The organism is Mycobacterium sp. NGS29, from assembly GCF_059812965.1.
The window spans coordinates 94731-110796 of sequence record NZ_JCALDR010000016.1 but is presented as its reverse complement, the minus strand read 5'-3'; the positions used below and the strand labels follow the sequence as shown (position 1 = coordinate 110796).

Annotated in this window: 17 protein-coding genes; 10 read left to right on the top strand and 7 right to left on the bottom strand. The window is 67.7% G+C overall.

All coding sequences use genetic code 11. The features are described from left to right. Nucleotides 1-209 precede the first annotated feature (209 nt). A complete protein-coding gene (locus AC5Y5Z_RS20050; RefSeq protein WP_499927100.1) occupies nucleotides 210-3176 on the top strand; it encodes an acyl-CoA synthetase in 2967 nt (988 codons plus the stop codon). Next, nucleotides 3169-3387: a Trm112 family protein gene (locus AC5Y5Z_RS20045; protein WP_463825275.1), complete on the top strand. Its 219-nt coding sequence runs from the start codon at nucleotides 3169-3171 to the stop codon at nucleotides 3385-3387. The genes AC5Y5Z_RS20050 and AC5Y5Z_RS20045 overlap by 8 nt, the downstream gene beginning before the upstream one ends. Here AC5Y5Z_RS20045 and AC5Y5Z_RS20040 read toward each other — a convergent pair. Genes AC5Y5Z_RS20040 through AC5Y5Z_RS20030 form a run of 3 tightly spaced genes read right to left on the bottom strand, consistent with a single transcriptional unit; the run spans nucleotide 3353 to nucleotide 5503 of the window. Beyond that, a complete protein-coding gene (locus tag AC5Y5Z_RS20040) occupies nucleotides 3353-3970 on the bottom strand; it encodes a TetR/AcrR family transcriptional regulator (RefSeq protein ID WP_463825276.1) in 618 nt (205 codons plus the stop codon). The genes AC5Y5Z_RS20045 and AC5Y5Z_RS20040 overlap by 35 nt on opposite strands. Nucleotide 3971: 1 nt before the next feature. Next, entirely contained in the window at nucleotides 3972-4796 is an 825-nt protein-coding gene (locus AC5Y5Z_RS20035; protein ID WP_499927069.1) for an ABC transporter permease, read from the bottom strand. After that, entirely contained in the window at nucleotides 4724-5503 is a 780-nt protein-coding gene (locus AC5Y5Z_RS20030) for an ABC transporter ATP-binding protein (RefSeq protein WP_499927067.1), read from the bottom strand. Before AC5Y5Z_RS20030 ends, AC5Y5Z_RS20035 begins: the two co-directional genes overlap by 73 nt. Before the next feature lie 61 nt (nucleotides 5504-5564). Between AC5Y5Z_RS20030 and AC5Y5Z_RS20025 the strand changes: the two genes are divergently transcribed. After that, nucleotides 5565-6176, top strand: a complete 612-nt coding sequence (locus AC5Y5Z_RS20025; RefSeq protein ID WP_499927065.1) for a DNA-3-methyladenine glycosylase — start codon at nucleotides 5565-5567, stop codon at nucleotides 6174-6176. Between the two features lie 8 nt (nucleotides 6177-6184). On the opposite strand, the gene AC5Y5Z_RS20020 is transcribed toward AC5Y5Z_RS20025, so the two are convergent. Then, a complete protein-coding gene (locus AC5Y5Z_RS20020; protein ID WP_499918565.1) occupies nucleotides 6185-7087 on the bottom strand; it encodes a bile acid:sodium symporter family protein in 903 nt (300 codons plus the stop codon). A 149-nt stretch (nucleotides 7088-7236) separates the two neighbouring features. Between AC5Y5Z_RS20020 and tyrS the strand changes: the two genes are divergently transcribed. Further along, entirely contained in the window at nucleotides 7237-8517 is a 1281-nt protein-coding gene (tyrS, locus tag AC5Y5Z_RS20015; RefSeq protein ID WP_499927063.1) for a tyrosine--tRNA ligase, read from the top strand. On the opposite strand, the gene AC5Y5Z_RS20010 is transcribed toward tyrS, so the two are convergent. The 3 genes from AC5Y5Z_RS20010 to AC5Y5Z_RS20000 all read right to left on the bottom strand — a co-directional run bounded on the left by AC5Y5Z_RS20010 (nucleotide 8514) and on the right by AC5Y5Z_RS20000 (nucleotide 11684). Then, complete coding sequence (locus AC5Y5Z_RS20010) at nucleotides 8514-9950, bottom strand: TfuA-like protein (protein WP_499927061.1); 1437 nt, start codon at nucleotides 9948-9950, stop codon at nucleotides 8514-8516. The genes tyrS and AC5Y5Z_RS20010 overlap by 4 nt on opposite strands. Further along, entirely contained in the window at nucleotides 9947-11209 is a 1263-nt protein-coding gene (locus AC5Y5Z_RS20005; RefSeq protein WP_463825283.1) for a YcaO-like family protein, read from the bottom strand. The genes AC5Y5Z_RS20010 and AC5Y5Z_RS20005 overlap by 4 nt, the downstream gene beginning before the upstream one ends. A gap of 322 nt (nucleotides 11210-11531) precedes the next feature. Continuing rightward, nucleotides 11532-11684, bottom strand: coding sequence for a hypothetical protein (locus tag AC5Y5Z_RS20000; RefSeq protein WP_463825284.1), 153 nt, complete (start codon nucleotides 11682-11684; stop codon nucleotides 11532-11534). Nucleotides 11685-11888: 204 nt separating this feature from the next. Here AC5Y5Z_RS20000 and AC5Y5Z_RS19995 point away from each other — a divergent pair, with 204 nt between their 5' ends. The 6 genes from AC5Y5Z_RS19995 (at nucleotide 11889) to AC5Y5Z_RS19970 (ending at nucleotide 16065) form a co-directional block, all read left to right on the top strand. After that, nucleotides 11889-12239, top strand: coding sequence for a DUF732 domain-containing protein (locus AC5Y5Z_RS19995; protein WP_463825285.1), 351 nt, complete (start codon nucleotides 11889-11891; stop codon nucleotides 12237-12239). A 74-nt stretch (nucleotides 12240-12313) separates the two neighbouring features. Then, a complete protein-coding gene (locus tag AC5Y5Z_RS19990; protein WP_499927059.1) occupies nucleotides 12314-13135 on the top strand; it encodes a tetratricopeptide repeat protein in 822 nt (273 codons plus the stop codon). Next, nucleotides 13128-14138: an HAD-IIA family hydrolase gene (locus AC5Y5Z_RS19985; protein ID WP_499927057.1), complete on the top strand. Its 1011-nt coding sequence runs from the start codon at nucleotides 13128-13130 to the stop codon at nucleotides 14136-14138. Before AC5Y5Z_RS19990 ends, AC5Y5Z_RS19985 begins: the two co-directional genes overlap by 8 nt. A gap of 12 nt (nucleotides 14139-14150) precedes the next feature. Next, nucleotides 14151-14327 carry a hypothetical protein gene (locus tag AC5Y5Z_RS19980; RefSeq protein ID WP_463825288.1) on the top strand — a complete coding sequence of 59 codons (177 nt, stop codon included), beginning with the start codon at nucleotides 14151-14153 and terminating at the stop codon, nucleotides 14325-14327. Nucleotides 14328-14335: 8 nt separating this feature from the next. After that, nucleotides 14336-15145: a TlyA family RNA methyltransferase gene (locus tag AC5Y5Z_RS19975; protein WP_499918571.1), complete on the top strand. Its 810-nt coding sequence runs from the start codon at nucleotides 14336-14338 to the stop codon at nucleotides 15143-15145. Then, nucleotides 15142-16065, top strand: a complete 924-nt coding sequence (locus AC5Y5Z_RS19970; protein ID WP_463825290.1) for an NAD kinase — start codon at nucleotides 15142-15144, stop codon at nucleotides 16063-16065. Before AC5Y5Z_RS19975 ends, AC5Y5Z_RS19970 begins: the two co-directional genes overlap by 4 nt. Nucleotide 16066: the final 1 nt, after the last annotated feature.

Here is a 16066-nt window from a genome sequence, read left to right as displayed (position 1 = left end):
ACGGCCACCCGCGACAGATCCGCGATCTGATAGCACGTCGCGGCCCTGCAGGCGACGGAACGGGCGCGCTTGGGAGAGGTGCGCGCCCGGCTCGTGCGCACCGGCGCAGTGACCCAGGCCACACTGTCGGGTCGATGTGCCATGATGACCACGCTGGTCAAGGCCAACTCAGCGAGCATTCAGGAGTAGCGGTGGATCTCAACTTGTCGATGGTCACCCGACCGGTCGAGCGTCTGGTGGCCACAGCGCAGAACGGTCTGGAGGTTCTGCGACTGGGCGGCCTGGAAACAGGCAGCATCCCGTCGCCGTCGCAGGTCGTCGAGAGCGTGCCGATGTACAAGCTCCGCCGGTACTTTCCGCCGGACAATCGGCCCGGTCAGCCGCAGGTGGGCCCCCCGGTCCTGATGGTGCACCCGATGATGATGTCCGCGGACATGTGGGACGTCACCCGCGAGGACGGCGCCGTCGGGATCCTGCACGCCGGTGGCCTGGATTGCTGGGTCATCGATTTCGGATCCCCCGACAAGGTCGAGGGCGGCATGCGCCGCAATCTGGCCGACCACATCGTTGCGCTCAGCCAGGCCATCGACACGGTGAAGGAGGCCACCGGGCAGGACGTGCACCTGGTCGGATACTCGCAGGGCGGCATGTGGTGCTACCAGGTCGCCGCCTACCGGCGCTCGAAGGATCTGGCCAGCATCGTTGCGTTCGGGTCGCCGGTGGACACGCTGGCCGCGCTGCCGATGGGGATTCCGGCGAACCTGGCCCCTGGCGTCGCCGATTTCATGGCCGATCACGTGTTCAACCGTCTGAATATCCCAAGTTGGATGGCGCGCACCGGTTTTCAGATGATGGATCCGCTCAAGACCGCCAAGGCCCGGGTGGACTTCGTCCGGCAGCTGCATGACCGTGAGGCTCTGCTGCCGCGGGAGCAACAGCGCAGGTTCCTCGAGCGCGAGGGTTGGATCGCCTGGTCGGGGCCGGCCATCTCCGAACTGCTCAAGCAGTTCATCGCGCACAACCGCATGATGACCGGCGGGTTTGCGATCAACGGTCAGCTGGTGACCCTCACCGACATCACCGTCCCGATTCTGGCGTTCGTCGGTGAAGTCGACGACATCGGCCAGCCGGCCTCGGTGCGCGGCATCCGACGTGCCGCGCCCAACACCGAGGTTTACGAATGTTTGATCAGGACAGGACATTTCGGTCTGGTGGTGGGATCCCGGGCGGCTCAGCAGAGCTGGCCCACCGTTGCCGAATGGGTGCGCTGGGTGTCCGGTGGTGGCGACAAACCGGGCAGCATCAGTCTGATGGTCGAACAGTCGGCCGAGCACACCGACAGTGGCGTGGCCTTCAGTTCGCGTCTTGCCCACGGGGTGGGCGAGGTCTCTGAGGCTGCGCTGGCGATGGCGCGCGGCGCGGCGGACGCGGTCGTCGCGGCGAACCGGTCGATGCGCACCTTGGCCGTCGAGACCGTCCGGACGCTGCCCCGGCTGGCGCGGCTGGGGCAGCTCAACGATCACACCCGAATCTCGTTGGGCCGCATCATCGATGAACAAGCACAGGACGCCCCGCAGGGCGAATTCCTGTTGTTCGACGGGCGGGTGCACACCTACGAGGCCGTCAACCGCCGCATCAACAACGTCGTCCGCGGGTTGATCGAAGTCGGGGTGCGGCAGGGCGACCGGGTGGGTCTGCTGATGGAGACCCGGCCCAGCGCGCTGGTCGCAATCGCCGCGCTGTCCCGGCTGGGTGCCGTGGCCGTCATGATGCGCCAGGATGTCGATCTGGCCGCGCAGGTGCGGCTCGGGGGAGTCAGCGAGATCCTGACCGACCCCAGCAACCTCGAGGCCGCCCGGCAACTGCCGGGCCAGATCCTGGTGCTGGGCGGCGGTGAGTCGCGGGATCTGCACTTGGCTGAAGACGCCGACGTGATCGACATGGAGCAGATCGATCCCGACGCGGTGCAGTTGCCGGCCTGGTACCGGCCCAACCCGGGATTCGCGCGGGACCAGGCGTTCATCGCGTTCAACGCGGCCGGCGGCGAACTGGTCGCCAAGCAGATCACGAATTTCCGATGGGCCCTCTCGGCATTCGGAACGGCGTCGACGGCGGCGCTGGACCGCAAGGACACCGTGTACTGCCTGACGCCGTTGCATCACGAGTCCGCGCTGCTGGTCAGCCTGGGTGGCGCGGTGGTCGGGGGTACCCGCATCGCATTGTCCCGTGGCATCCGGCCGGACCGGTTCGTCTCCGAGGTCCGGCAGTACGGCGTCACCGTGGTGTCCTACACCTGGGCCATGCTGCGCGACGTCGTGGACGACCCGGAGTTCGCGCTGCACGGCAACCATCCGGTGCGGCTGTTCATCGGGTCCGGCATGCCCACCGGGTTGTGGCAGCGGGTCGAAGACGCGTTTGCCCCTGCCCATGTCGTCGAGTTCTTCGCCACCACCGACGGCCAGGCGGTGCTGGCCAACGTCTCCGGGGCCAAGGTGGGCAGCAAGGGCCGGCCGCTGCCGGGTGCCGGGCGGGTCGAACTCGGTGCCTATGACGCTGAGCAGGATCTGATCCTGGAGAACGACGACGGGTTCGTCCAAGTCGCCGAGACCAACCAGATCGGGGTGCTGCTCGCCCAGTCCCGCGGGCCTATAGATCCCACCGCGTCGGTCAAGCGCGGCGTTTTTGCGCCTGCCGATACCTGGATCTCCACCGAGTATCTGTTCCGGCGCGATGAGGACGGTGATTATTGGCTGGCCGGCCGGCGCGGATCGGTGGTGCGTACAGCCCGCGGCATGGTGTACGCCGAACCGGTCACCGATGCGCTGGGTTGCATCAGTGCAGTCGACCTTGCGGTGACTTACGGTGTCCCAGTGGGAGATCGACATCTGGCGGTATCGGCGGTGACGTTGCGTCCGGGGGCGACCATCACCGCCGCCGATCTCACCGAGGCGATCGCGGGTATGCCGGTGGGCCTGGGGCCCGACATCGTGCACGTGGTGCCGAAGTTCGACCTCAGTGCGACCTACCGCCCGACGGTGAGTGCGCTGCGGGCCGCCGGCATCCCCAAGTCGGGTCGCCAGGCCTGGTACCTGGATGCGGGCAGCGGCGAGTTCCGCCGCCTGACACCGGCCGCGCGGACCGAGATCAGTGGGAAGCGAGCACCTGCCAATGCTTGACGACACTCTGCTGCAGATCCTGGTGTGCCCGGCCGATCGGGGGCCGCTGCTGCTCGTCGAGGGCGGCAAGACCCTCTACAACCCCCGGTTGCGGCGCGCCTACCGCATCGACGACGGAATCCCGGTGCTGCTGGTCGACGAGGCCCGCGACGTCGACGAACAGCAGCACACCGCCTTCACGGCGCAAGGCCTTCCGGAAGATCCCCAGTGAGGTAACGCTGCAGGTTGGGCGCAATGATCTGCACGATCTGATCGGTCGGCAGGGATGCGAAAGGCTCCACCTTGACGATGTGGCGAGCCATCACCACGCCCATCAGCTGCGACGCGACGAATTGCGTGCGGATCTTGCCCGTTCCCGGTGGATTGTCCACGCGCGCGCCGAGTTCCCCACCGATGATCTCCTGCAGGAAAGTGCGTGCTAAACCCACCTCGTCTCCGGAGATCAACGATCGCAGGGTCGCAATCAGGCTGGTGCCCAGTTCCGAATCCCACAGCGGCAGCAATATCGACGGCAGTCGGACCCCGAGTTCCTCGACCGGAACGCGTCGCATCTGTTCGATCACCACCATGGGGTCGATCGGTAACTCGACGGCGGCGGTGAACAACTGCTGTTTGGTGCCGTAATAGTGATGCACCAACGCGGAATCGACGCCGGCCCTGGCGGCGATTGCCCGTATCGAGGTACGGTCGATTCCGTTGCGCGCGAACAACTCTCGCGCGCTGGCCAGAATTCGCTCGCGGGTGTCGGAATTCCCGGCGGGCCGGCCGGGCCGGTTACGGCCGGTGGTCGTCACGCTAGGGCGTCCGCCTGCGCAGTGTGGCAGCGGCCAGGCCCAGCGCCGCGACCGCGAACGCCATCACCACGACGATGTCGCGTACGGCGAGAAACGTCAGGTCCGGGTGGGCGCCCACCTGTTGCAGGGCCTCCAGCGCATAGCTGGCCGGCATCACATTGCTGATCCACTCGAGCCAGTCTGGCATCGCGGCCCGCGGCACGATCACACCAGCCAGCAGAAACTGCGGGACGATCACCACCGGCATGAACTGCACAGCTTGAAACTCGGTGCGCGCAAATGCACTGCACAACAGGCCCAGCCCGACACCCAGCACCGCATTGATGATGGCAATCACGAACACCCACAACGGGTTTCCCGCCGTGTCGAGGCCCAGCAACCAAAACGACACCACGCACGCCAGGCTCGCCTGAGCCGCCGCGGCGACCGAGAACGCGGTCCCGTAGGCCGCCAGCAGGTCCAGTCGTCGCAATGGCGTGGTCAGGATGCGCTCCAAAGTTCCCGACGCCCGCTCGCGTTGCATGGTGATCGAGGTGATCAGGAACATCAGCAACAGCGGGAACAGGCCCAGCAGGATCAGGCACGCGTTGTCGAACGGTGTCGGTGCGCCGGGCCGGTGCGGGGCGTTCTGAAACATGAAGTACATCAGCGTGATGATCGCGCTGGGCACCACCAGAATCATCGCCACGCTGCGGCGGTCGGCGACCAACTGACGCAGGATCCGTCCGGTGCTCGCCGGGTACGCCTGAAGTCCTATCCGGCCTTGGATTCCTGCTCGGTGCTGCGCCGAATGATGGACAGAAACGCTTGCTCCAGGGACGTGCATGAGGTGTCCTCTCGCAGCTGGGCCGGGGTGGTGTGGGCGACCAGACGCCCTTCCCGCATGAGCCGTAGGTCGTCGCAATGGTCGGCTTCGTCCATCACGTGGCTGGAGACCAGCAGCGTGGTTCCGCCGCGGGCGAGTTCGGTGAACTGTTCCCAGAGATCGACGCGCAGCACCGGATCCAGGCCCACCGTGGGTTCGTCGAGGACCAGTAGGGCGGGGTGGCAGACCAGCGCGCACGCCAGCGACACCCTGGTGCGCTGACCGCCGGACAAGTTGCCGCAGTATGCCGTTCGATGATCGGCCAGACCGACCCGGTCGATGGCTTGCGTGGCGGCCTCGCCGTGGTAGCCGTGCAGCGCGGCGATGTAGCGGACGTTGTCGATGATGCGCAGATCGTCGTAGATGGCCGGGTTCTGCGGCAGGTAGGCGACCTGCCGACGCAGCGCCGCCGATCCCGCGGGGTGGCCCAGCACGGTGACGGCCCCTTTGGAATGGCTGGGCAGGATCTGCGTGCCGACGATGCTGCGCATCAAGGTCGTCTTTCCGCAGCCGGACGGGCCGAGCAATCCGGTGATGGTGCCTTCGGCGATATCCACCGAGATGTCGTGCAGCGCGGTGCGTTTTCCCCGAACCGCTCGCAGGTGTCTGATGCTGACGGCGGGGGGCGAACTGCTTCCAGAAAATTCATCATGTGATGAAGTCATCATGAGATGAATAATTTGCCGGTGCTGCGTGGATGTCAAGAGGCGCTCGGGCAGAATCGGTTCGGTGAGCGCTGAGCAACTGCTGGTAGACCCGGTCGCGGCCGCCCACCGGCTGCTCGGTGCCACCCTGACCGGCCGTGGTGTCAGCGCAGTGATCGTCGAGGTGGAGGCCTACGGCGGGGTTCCCGACGGCCCGTGGCCGGATGCCGCTGCGCATTCCTACCGCGGACGCAGCGCGCGCAACGCCGTCATGTTCGGGCCACCCGGGCGGCTCTACACCTACCGCAGCCACGGAATCCACGTCTGTGCCAACGTGGCCTGCGGACCCGACGGGACCGCCGCCGCGGTGCTGCTGCGGGCCTGCGCCGTGGCCGACGGCTTCGACACGGCACGGTCGCGGCGCAGCGAACTCGTGCGCACCGCCGCGCTGGCGCGCGGGCCGGGTAACCTCTGCTCAGCTCTGGGAATCACCATGGCGGACAACGGTATTGATGTGTTCGACCCGGACAGCCCGGTGCGGCTCGAACTGTGCGGCCCGCTGACCGCAACGACGGGACCCCGGGTCGGAGTGAGTCACGCCGCCGACCGGCCGTGGCGATTGTGGCTGCCCGGTCGGCCCGAGGTATCCGCGTACCGCCGGAGTCCCCGAGCGCCGGCACCCGGCGCCAGTGACTAGTGCGGTGGCTACGCCGGAGGTTTCCGCGCCAGGGTGTCGTCGGCGTCGGGGGCCGAGCGGTACGCCGGGTCCAGACGCCGGACCGCAAAGATGAACGGCAGCGCGATGAACGGCGCGAGGATGCCGTAGATCGCAGCCGGAGTGGCCATTTCGGCGTTGTTCAACAGCTGCGGGCTCAACGCGATCCCGATGGCCACCACGGCATTGTGCAGTCCGATCTCCAGACTGACCGCGATCGCCTGGCGCGGAGCCAGCTTGAGGAAGCGCGGCGCGAGGTAGCCGATGGTGAGGCTGATCGCGCAGAACAACACCACCGCGGCGCTGAGCACCCCGAAGTTGTTCCACAGCGTCGCCTGGCCACCGGCCACCCCCGCGACGACGGCGATCACCAGCAGCACCGCCGCGGCGATCTTGACCGGAAACCCCAGCCGTCGAGCCAGATCCGGGAACCGGTGCCGGATCGCGACACCGACCGCGGTAGGGATCAGGACGAGGGCGAACACGGTGAGAAACTTGTCGAACTGCAGGGGGATGAAGCGTCCGTTGCCCAGGAACCACGTCATCGAGACCGCCAGGATCGCGGGGATGGCGAAGATCGACAGCACCGCGTTGATCGCGGTGAGGGTGAGGTTGAGCGCCAGGTCACCATTGGCCAGATGGCTGAGCACGTTGGCGAACATGCCGCCGGGAGTAGCCGCCATCAGCATCAGCCCGACCGCCAGATTGGGGGACAGGTCCAAGGCTTCGGCAATCGCCAAGCACACCGCTGGCAGCAGCACCGCCTGACAGAGCAACGCCACCAGCAGCGGACGGCGCAGCGTGGCGGCCCGGCGGAAGTCGTCCACCGTCAGCGTCAGCCCGAGGGCGAGCATGACCGCACCGATGACCAAGGGGAACAACTGGCTCTGCATATCGCTTCCGCGGGACGTGGGCTGATTTCGCCTTCAGTGGCAGCAAGTCACTCTACGGCCGGTGGTGGGCAGCGCCCTCAGCTGGAATCAGGCAGAGCGGATCGCGGCCACGTACCGGCCGCGGTAACCGTCCTGCAAGACTCTGTGCCATGGGTAGCGAGCCTTCCGGGATCCTCGACGAGTTGAGCTGGCGCGAACTGATCGCGCAGTCCACCGACCTCGACGCGCTGGCCGCCGAGGCGCAACGCGGACCCCTGACCGTCTATGCGGGATTCGACCCCACCGCGGCCAGCCTGCACGCCGGACACCTGGTGCCGTTGCTGGCGCTGCGTCGATTCCAGCGGGCTGGGCACCGCCCGATCGTGCTGGCCGGCGGCGCCACCGGGCTGATCGGCGACCCACGCGAGGTCGGCGAGCGCAGCATGCACGAGGTCGACACCGTCGCCGAATGGACCGAACGAATCCGGGGCCAGCTGGAGCGCTTCGTCGACTTCGACAATTCGCCGACCGGAGCGATCGTCGAGAACAATCTCGACTGGACCCGGCCGATGTCGGCGATCGAGTTCCTGCGCGACATCGGCAAGCACTTCTCGGTCAACGTGATGCTGGACCGGGACACCGTCCGGCGCCGCCTGGAGGGCGAGGGGATCTCCTACACCGAGTTCAGCTACATGTTGCTGCAGGCCAACGACTACGTGGAACTGCACCGGCGGCACGGCTGCACACTGCAGCTCGGTGGATCGGATCAGTGGGGCAACATCATCGCCGGGGTGCGATTGGTGCGCCAGAAGCTCAGTGCTGCCGTGCACGCGCTCACCGTGCCGCTGGTGACCGCAGCCGACGGCACCAAATTCGGCAAGTCCACCGGTGGCGGCAGTCTGTGGCTGGACCCGCAGCTCACCAGCCCGTACGCGTGGTACCAGTACTTCGTCAACACCGCCGACGCGGACGTGATCCGCTACCTGCGCTGGTTCACCTTCCTGAGCGGCGACGAATTGGCCGAGCTGGCGCAGGCCACCGCCGAACGCCCGCAGCAACGCGCAGCGCAGCGCAAGCTGGCCGGTGAGCTCACCACGCTGGTGCATGGTGAGGCGGCCACCGCCGCCGTCGAGCACGCCAGCCGGGCGCTGTTCGGGCAGGGTGAGCTGGCCCGTCTTGACGAGGCGACGTTGTCCGCGGCCCTGCGCGAGACGACGGTCGCCGAATTGAAACCCGGTGAGGCGGACGGGATCATCGACTTGTTGGTGGCCACCGGGCTGTCCGACAGCCGTAAGGCGGCGCGTCGCACGATCGGCGAAGGGGGCGTGTCCGTCAACAACATTCGCATCGACAGCGACGAATGGGCCCCACACTCAACGGATTTCCTGCACGGACAGTGGCTGGTGCTGCGCCGCGGCAAGCGCAACATCGCCGGGGTGCACCGGGGTTAAGCGGGCTGGGGGCAACCCAGCCGGCCGACTTCGAAGGACGGCAGTTCGTCGTCGGCGGCGGCTACCGCGAACATGGTTGCGGCGGTGTAGAAGGCATCGGTGGTCATCAGCCCGCGGCTGGCCAGTTCGACGCGGTCGGCTGCCGTGCCCCAGCGGTTGCTGAACAGCCTGTTGAGTTGGGTGGGGTCGGGGCGGTGCAGGTTCAATTGCGGCTTCTGCCTGGCCAACTCGTCTCGCCTGGCCAGGGCCTGTGCCACCAGCATCCGCCACTGCGGCAGCCGCGGGTCGGTGCGCAGCAGGTCGAGGAAATGCTGGATCGCGGGCAGTGAGCGGGCGAAGAACAGCGTGCGGGTGGTCAGTCGCGCCGCGACCGAGATCGGATCGTCGTGCAGAGTGGCGTTCTCCTCGTCGGTCAACCAGTACGCCCGGACCTGCGCGGGGAAACCGGACTCGTCGACGATCCCCGTCGCCAGCGCGTAGTGGTGCGCAACGGTCTCCAGCGCGCGCTCGTAGTCGGCGATGCCGACCGCGGCGACGGCCTTGGCGGCGCGCTCTCGGACGCTGCTCCGGTCACCGGGATGGGTCAGGTTCCAGTGCCAGGCGGCGACCTGCTCGAGGGCGGGCAGGTAGGCCCAACGGTCGGTGGCGCACAGGCTGAGTAGCGACAGCACGTCGAGGTCGAGAATGTCGACGCTGGAGTCATCCGGCAGGGCGACGGGGGTCGGCGGGGCCCAGCGCTGCCGCCACCGTTGCGACCAGATGGTCGGTGGCGGGCCGGGCCGTACCGCGACATCCCGTGGCCCGCGCACGATCTCCTGCAACGCCAGCACCGCGTCGGCATGTTTGACGTCGACCCGCATCGACTTCAATTGCTTTGCCAGCGCACGACTTTCCGGTATCCCTACCGCCTCCAGCAATCGATCCCAGGTGCGCTGGGTGAAGGTGGTGCGGCGCGCGGTCTCGACGATTCGTGCACCGGCCGCCGCGGACAGCACACCGGAACGCACTGCGTGGGCGACGGTTTGGCGAATGTTCACCAACGCGTCCACAAACACCGGATAACCGTCTTCGGGGTCGCCGTGCACCATGCCGACTTCGTCGTCTGCCTCGATGACTCCGTCTCGGTAACCTTCGAAGACCCAGCCGTAGCCCTCCATGCCGAACGGGTGCAATTCGGCCGCCCGCAACGCGCCCATGCTCGATGAGCCGACCACCCGCACGCCGTCGTCGATCAGCGTCAGTAGTTCCTTGTGCCGCACCGCAGCGCTCTGGAAGAACAGCCCGTCGACGATGAGCAGGGTGTCACCGGACCGCAATCCGTAGCGAAAGGCGTCACCGAATGAAATCGGTGCTACCACTTCGGCATCGGAGATGATCGCATGAATGTCCGCCGCGCTGATCGTGGGGCCGGCCGTCACCACGATCCGGGTCATGAGTGCTCCTCCAGCGGGGTGCGCAGGGGTGACTGGATGGTCGCCGACAAGCCGGGGGCGATGACTTTGACGACCGGCACGCACGCGTCGGCGAAATCGCACACCACGGCCAGCGGTTCGGCGCCGGCCTGAGCCGCCACCGCGGTCGCCGCCGACGCCAGCAGGTCGTGCAGCGAGTCACTGGACGTGACATGCCACGGTGTCGGTTCGGCATCGGGCATGTCCTGCATGGACTTTCGGGCCGGGGCATAGGTGTGCACCCGGGCGAATCGTTGGTAGATCGCCGACGGCAGATCTTCGCGGGCTCCGCTGATGGCCGTCAGCCGGGACTGCGCGGCTTCGGTAATCGCCCGCGACAGCGCAACATTGGGGTTGTGGTGAAGTCCGCTGCCGCTGAACGGGACCTCCATCATCGGCGAGCTGATCTCGGCGGCGAACAGGTAGTAGCCGTCCCAGGTGTCCATCCGGGCGACCTGCAGTTCGCTGCCCGCCCGATGAATCATCTCGATGAGCTCGGCGCACTCCGAGCGGGCGACGTCGTCCAGCGGGACCCCGAACAACGTCGAGCCGGGTCGGGCGGCGGCCATGCCGTGGCGCTCCATGATCTCGTAGAGACCGTGCAGGGCGGCTTCGTGGTAGCTGTTGCCCGACGCCAAACCCGTTGTGTCCATTCCGAATATCGGCGGACCCCAGGAATCGCCGACCGCGATGTTCACCACGGTGGCCAGCCAGGGCACCCAGGTCTTGCGTCCGGTCAACAATGTCGTGGCGATCATCCAGTCGAGCTTGGCGCCGCGGTGATAGAAGCTGCCCGCCGGACGGTTCAGCTCGGCGGGATCGTAGGTGAGGGTTTCAGCGAGTTCGTCGGTGGAGGTCGAGGTCAGATCGGGGGTGATGTTCTCGACGTGCCAGTTCTCCAGAGACTCCATCGCGGCCGATACCTGCGCGGCGCGGTAAGTGGTGGCTTTGCCCTGACTGACCGACAGGGTCAGCGAGGCCGGTCGTACTGCCTGCACGGTGGGGATGCCGAGGTCGTCGAGCCAGGTGAGGTCGGCGACGCGAGTGATTCCCGCTGCGCTGAGCAGCGGCTGAATCGCCGCCCAGGTCTGCTCGGGAGAGATGATGCGGTGGGTGCCCGCATGGTGGCCGATGGTCAGCGGATCGGCGTGACCGAGAACTCGGGACGGCCAGTGCGACCAGTCAGGGCCGGTGCGTACCACGGTGCCTGCACTAGTGCTCAAGCCCGGCAGTTCCGACATGGCTTCACGCTACTTAGTTCGGTGATCGACGGGTGGGAAATCAGCGAGTCGGCGAAAAATGTTCCAGCGGGATCTCATCGCGGAGAGAGGGGGGGAGGGCTGCGATGAGATCCCGCTGGATGGTCTGACTACTCGGCAGCGTCAGCGACCGTGAAGAACGGCATCGAGTAGGCGGACTCGGTCTCGGAGAACAGGATTTCGTGGGACATGGGTACTACCTTTCGGGGAAGTTGTTTCGTCGGATTCGGGCAAGCGGGTCAGAACGGGATGGACATGCAGATCTGCCTTTTTGGTCGACGAGATGGTGTCGGGGAAGGTCAGATCACTCGGCGTCGCCGGCGTGGAAAGCCGGAGCGGTGTAAGCGGTCTCGTACTCGCAGAACAGGTTCTCGTAGGACATGGTTTCCTTCTTTCGGGAGCTGGGCGGTTGAGCTGACCTGGATTCGTGGTGTCTTGTCTCCGTGTCGAAACCCATTCTTCGGCGCCGGGCACCGGCCCGGTATCCCCTTACCGGCTGCTGCGCAGCGGAAAACTCGGTCCGCTGACGGCACGAGTCGGGCCGTCCACCGATCGGGGGACGACCACTACCCGAGCCGCGTCCCCCTGCAAAACGCGGTAGTGCGCAAATCTTTATCGCACTGTGTTGCGGACGTGACCCGCGTTGCGCACTGTTGTCACGATGACCGCACCCGTGCTCGCGCTCAGAGTTCTGGCGCTGACACTCGGTGCCTTCGGGGTGTCGGCCGGGGTGGCAGCACCAATTCACGCGGACATGCTGGGCAATTCCTTTCTGAACGCGTTGACCGCCGCCGGCATCTCCTATGGGCAGCCGGCGACCGCGATCGCGCTGGGCCGGACGGTGTGTCCGAAGGTGTTGGCGCCCGGGGGCACGTTCGACGCCGTCGCCGCCGAAATGGCGGAGATCAACGGGCTGTCGCGGGAGCGGGCGGCGGGATTCACCGTTGTGGCGATCGCAACGTACTGCCCGTCGTTGCTGTCGCCGCTGTTCCCCACCCGGCTGCAGGCGTAGCCGCCGCTGCTGTCCGGCCGTGCCTGCTGTCGGCAAATTGTGTGGTTGTCCCGAGTGCCCGTAACCTCTAGCGGGTGGTCGACGACAGGCAGGGGCGCAGCGGGGCGAGGCGTCCGCGACCTGCGTCCGGCGGCGCCCGCGGGCGTGATCCGCGCCGGGAGGGCGACGCGTCATGGTCGGGCCCCGGCCGAGCCCGCCCGGCCCAACCCAGGCCCAACGCCGATCGCGCCACGCACGACGGGCCCCGGATACCGGCGGACGTCGACGCCCGACAGCTGGCCCCCGAGGTCCGGCGCGAGCTGAGCACCCTGGACCGTGCCACCGCCGACGCCGTTGCGCGCCATCTGGTGGCCGCGGGCGGGCTGCTCGACGACGACCCGGAATCCGCGCTGAGTCACGCTCGGGCGGCGCGGGCCCGCGCCAGCAGAATCGCTGCGGTCCGCGAGGCGGTCGGCATTGCCGCGTACCACTGCGGCGACTGGGCGCAGGCGCTCGCCGAATTCCGCGCGGCCCGCCGGATGGGCAGTAAATCCGCGTTGCTGGCACTGATCGCTGATTGCGAACGCGGCCTGGGTCGTCCACAGCGGGCCATCGACCTCACGCGCGGGCCCGAGGCGGCGGAGCTCACCGGTGACGACGCCGACGAGTTGCGCATCGTCGCCGCCGGCGCCCGCGCTGACCTGGGTCAGCTCGAGCAGGCGTTGACCGTATTGTCCACCCCGCAGTTGGACCCGGCACGGACCGGCTCCACCGCGGCACGGTTGTTCTACGCCTACGCCGAGACGCTGCTGGCGCTCGGGCATAACGACGAAGCGCTGCAATGGTTCCTGCGCTCGGCGGCAGCCGATGTCGAAGGTGTCACCGACGCCGAAGACCGGGTCAGCAGCCTTGGCTGACACCAAAACGCTTGCGCAGGAACATGATTGCCTGCTCCTCGACCTGGACGGGACAGTCTTCCGCGGCCATCAGCCCACCGAGGGTGCGGTGCAGACGCTGACCGAGATAGCAAGCCGCACACTGTTCGTCACCAACAACGCCTCCCGGGCTGCGGACGAGGTCGCCGCGCACCTGTGTGAGCTGGGTTTCACCGCAGCGGCCGACGACGTCGTCACCAGCGCCCAGAGCGCGGCGCACCTGCTGGCCGGGCAACTTCCGTCGGGCTCGAAAGTCCTGGTCGTCGGCACCGACGCGCTGGCCGGCGAGATCTCGGCGGCCGGCCTGCGGCCGGTCCGCTCCTTCGATGACGACCCGGACGCCGTCGTCCAGGGTCTCTCGAAGACCCTCGGTTGGCCTGAGCTGGCCGAGGCCGCGCTGGCGATCCGGGCGGGCGCACTGTGGGTCGCCGCCAACGTCGACGCAACCCTGCCCACCGAGCGAGGCCTGTTGCCGGGCAACGGGTCTCTGGTCGCCGCGCTGCGTGCGGCCACCGGCGAGGAACCGCAGGTAGCGGGCAAACCGGGCCCGCAGCTGATGAAGGATGCGGTGGGGCGGGGCGATTTTCGCGCGCCGCTGGTGGTCGGTGACCGGCTGGACACCGACATCGAGGGCGCCAATGCCGCCGGACTGCCCAGCCTCATGGTGCTCACCGGCGTGAACTCCGCGCGCGACGCGGTCTTCGCCGACGCGGCCCGCCGGCCCAGCTACATCGGCGCGGATCTGCGGTCGCTGCTGCGCGAACCCGACGAGCTCAAAGTCGGCGATCAGCCAGGCTGGCAAATCGACAGCCGGGACCGGACGGTCACCGTCACCGCGAGCGGCAACGGCCAGAAGGACGATCTGGCCATCGTGCGTGCCGTCGCCGGTGCAGTTTGGGACATGGACGAGACACCGCGCATCGAGGCCGGTGACGATCAGGCCCGCGACGCGCTGGAGCGCTGGTCGCTGCTGTCCGACGAGTAGCGTAGGAGCGCAATGACTATCGATCCCGAACAGATTCGCGCGGAAATCGAAGGGTTGATGGCCCAGCTGCCCGACCCGGCCGACGCGACAGGCGGACCGTCGCTCGAAGAGCTCGAGGACATCGCCAGACGATTATCCGAGGCGCACGACGTGCTGATGCGGGCGCTGGAGTCGGCGGAGAAGGGCTGAGTGCGCGCATGGCACGGCGTGCTCGCGTCGACGCCGAGCTGGTCCGGCGGGGTCTGGCGCGATCCCGGCAGCAGGCCGCCGAGTTGATCGGTGCCGGCCGGGTGCGCATCGACGGACTCCCGGCGCACAAGCCGGCCACCGCGGTAGCTGTCACCGCCGCCTTGACGGTCGCCGACGACGGCGAACGCAGTTGGGTGTCGCGCGGCGCGCACAAGCTGATCGGAGCGCTGGACGCGTTCGCCATCCCCGTGGCGGGCCGCCGTTGCCTGGACGCGGGCGCATCGACCGGGGGATTCACCGAGGTGCTGCTGGACCGGGGCGCCACCGAAGTCGTCGCTGCCGACGTCGGGTACGGCCAGCTGGCGTGGTCGCTGCGCAGCGACCCGCGGGTGCTGGTGATCGAACGCACCAACGTCCGCGACCTCGCGCCCGCAGCGGTCGGCGGGCCGGTCGAGCTGGTGGTGGCCGACCTGTCATTCATCTCGTTGGCCACGGTGTTGCCTGCGCTGGTTGGTTGCGCTTCGCCCGGCGCGGATATCGTTCCCATGGTGAAACCGCAATTCGAGGTGGGCAAGGGCCAGGTCGGGCCCGGTGGGGTGGTACAGGATCCCCGATTGCGCGCGGAGTCGGTGCTTGCGGTCGCGCGTCGTGCCGGCGAGCTGGGCTGGCACCCGGTCGGAGTGACGGCCAGTCCGTTGCCGGGCCCGTCGGGCAATGTCGAGTACTTCCTGTGGTTGCGCGCCCAGACCGAGGGTGCGCTGAGCGGCGATGAGTTAGCCGGCGCGGTTCAGCGCGCAGTCTCGGAGGGGCCGCAGTGACGTCACCACGAACCGTACTGCTGGTCGTCCACACGGGCCGGGACGAAGCGACCGAGACCGCCCGGCGGGTGGAAAAGGTCCTCAACGAGAACAACATTGAGCTGCGCGCGTTGTCGGCCGAGGCGGTGGACCGGGGATCGTTGCGGATGGCTCCCGGCGATATGCGGGCCATGGGCGTCGACATCGAGGTCGTCGATGCGGACCCACGGGCCGCCGAAGGCTGCGAACTGGTCTTGGTCCTCGGCGGCGACGGCACGTTCCTGCGCGCGGCCGAATTGGCCCGCAACGCCGGCATTCCGGTGCTGGGGGTGAACCTGGGCCGGATCGGTTTCCTGGCCGAGGCTGAGGCCGAGAATATCGATGTCGTGCTCGATCACATCTGTGCGAAGAGCTATCGGGTGGAAGACCGCCTGACGCTGGATGTCGTTGTGCGCCAAGGTGGCGAGGTGATCGGGCAGGGTTGGGCGCTCAACGAGGCCAGCTTGGAGAAGGGTCCCCGCCTGGGTGTGCTCGGTGTGGTGGTCGAGGTCGACGGCCGGCCGGTGTCGACGTTCGGCTGCGACGGGGTGCTGGTGTCGACTCCCACCGGGTCCACCGCCTACGCATTCTCCGCCGGTGGCCCGGTGTTGTGGCCCGACCTCGAGGCAATCCTGGTGCTGCCCAACAATGCTCATGCCTTGTTCGGCCGGCCGATGGTCACCAGCCCGGACGCGGCGATCGCGGTCGAGATCGAAGCCGACGGACACGACGCGCTGGTGTTCTGCGACGGCCGTCGGGAAATGTTGGTCCCGGCGGGCAGCCGGCTCGAGGTGACCCGCGCTGTCACACCGGTGAAGTGGGCGCGACTGGACAGCGCACCGTTCACCGACCGGCTGGTGACCAAGTTCCGGCTACCCGTCACAGGTTGGCGCGGGAAGTAGC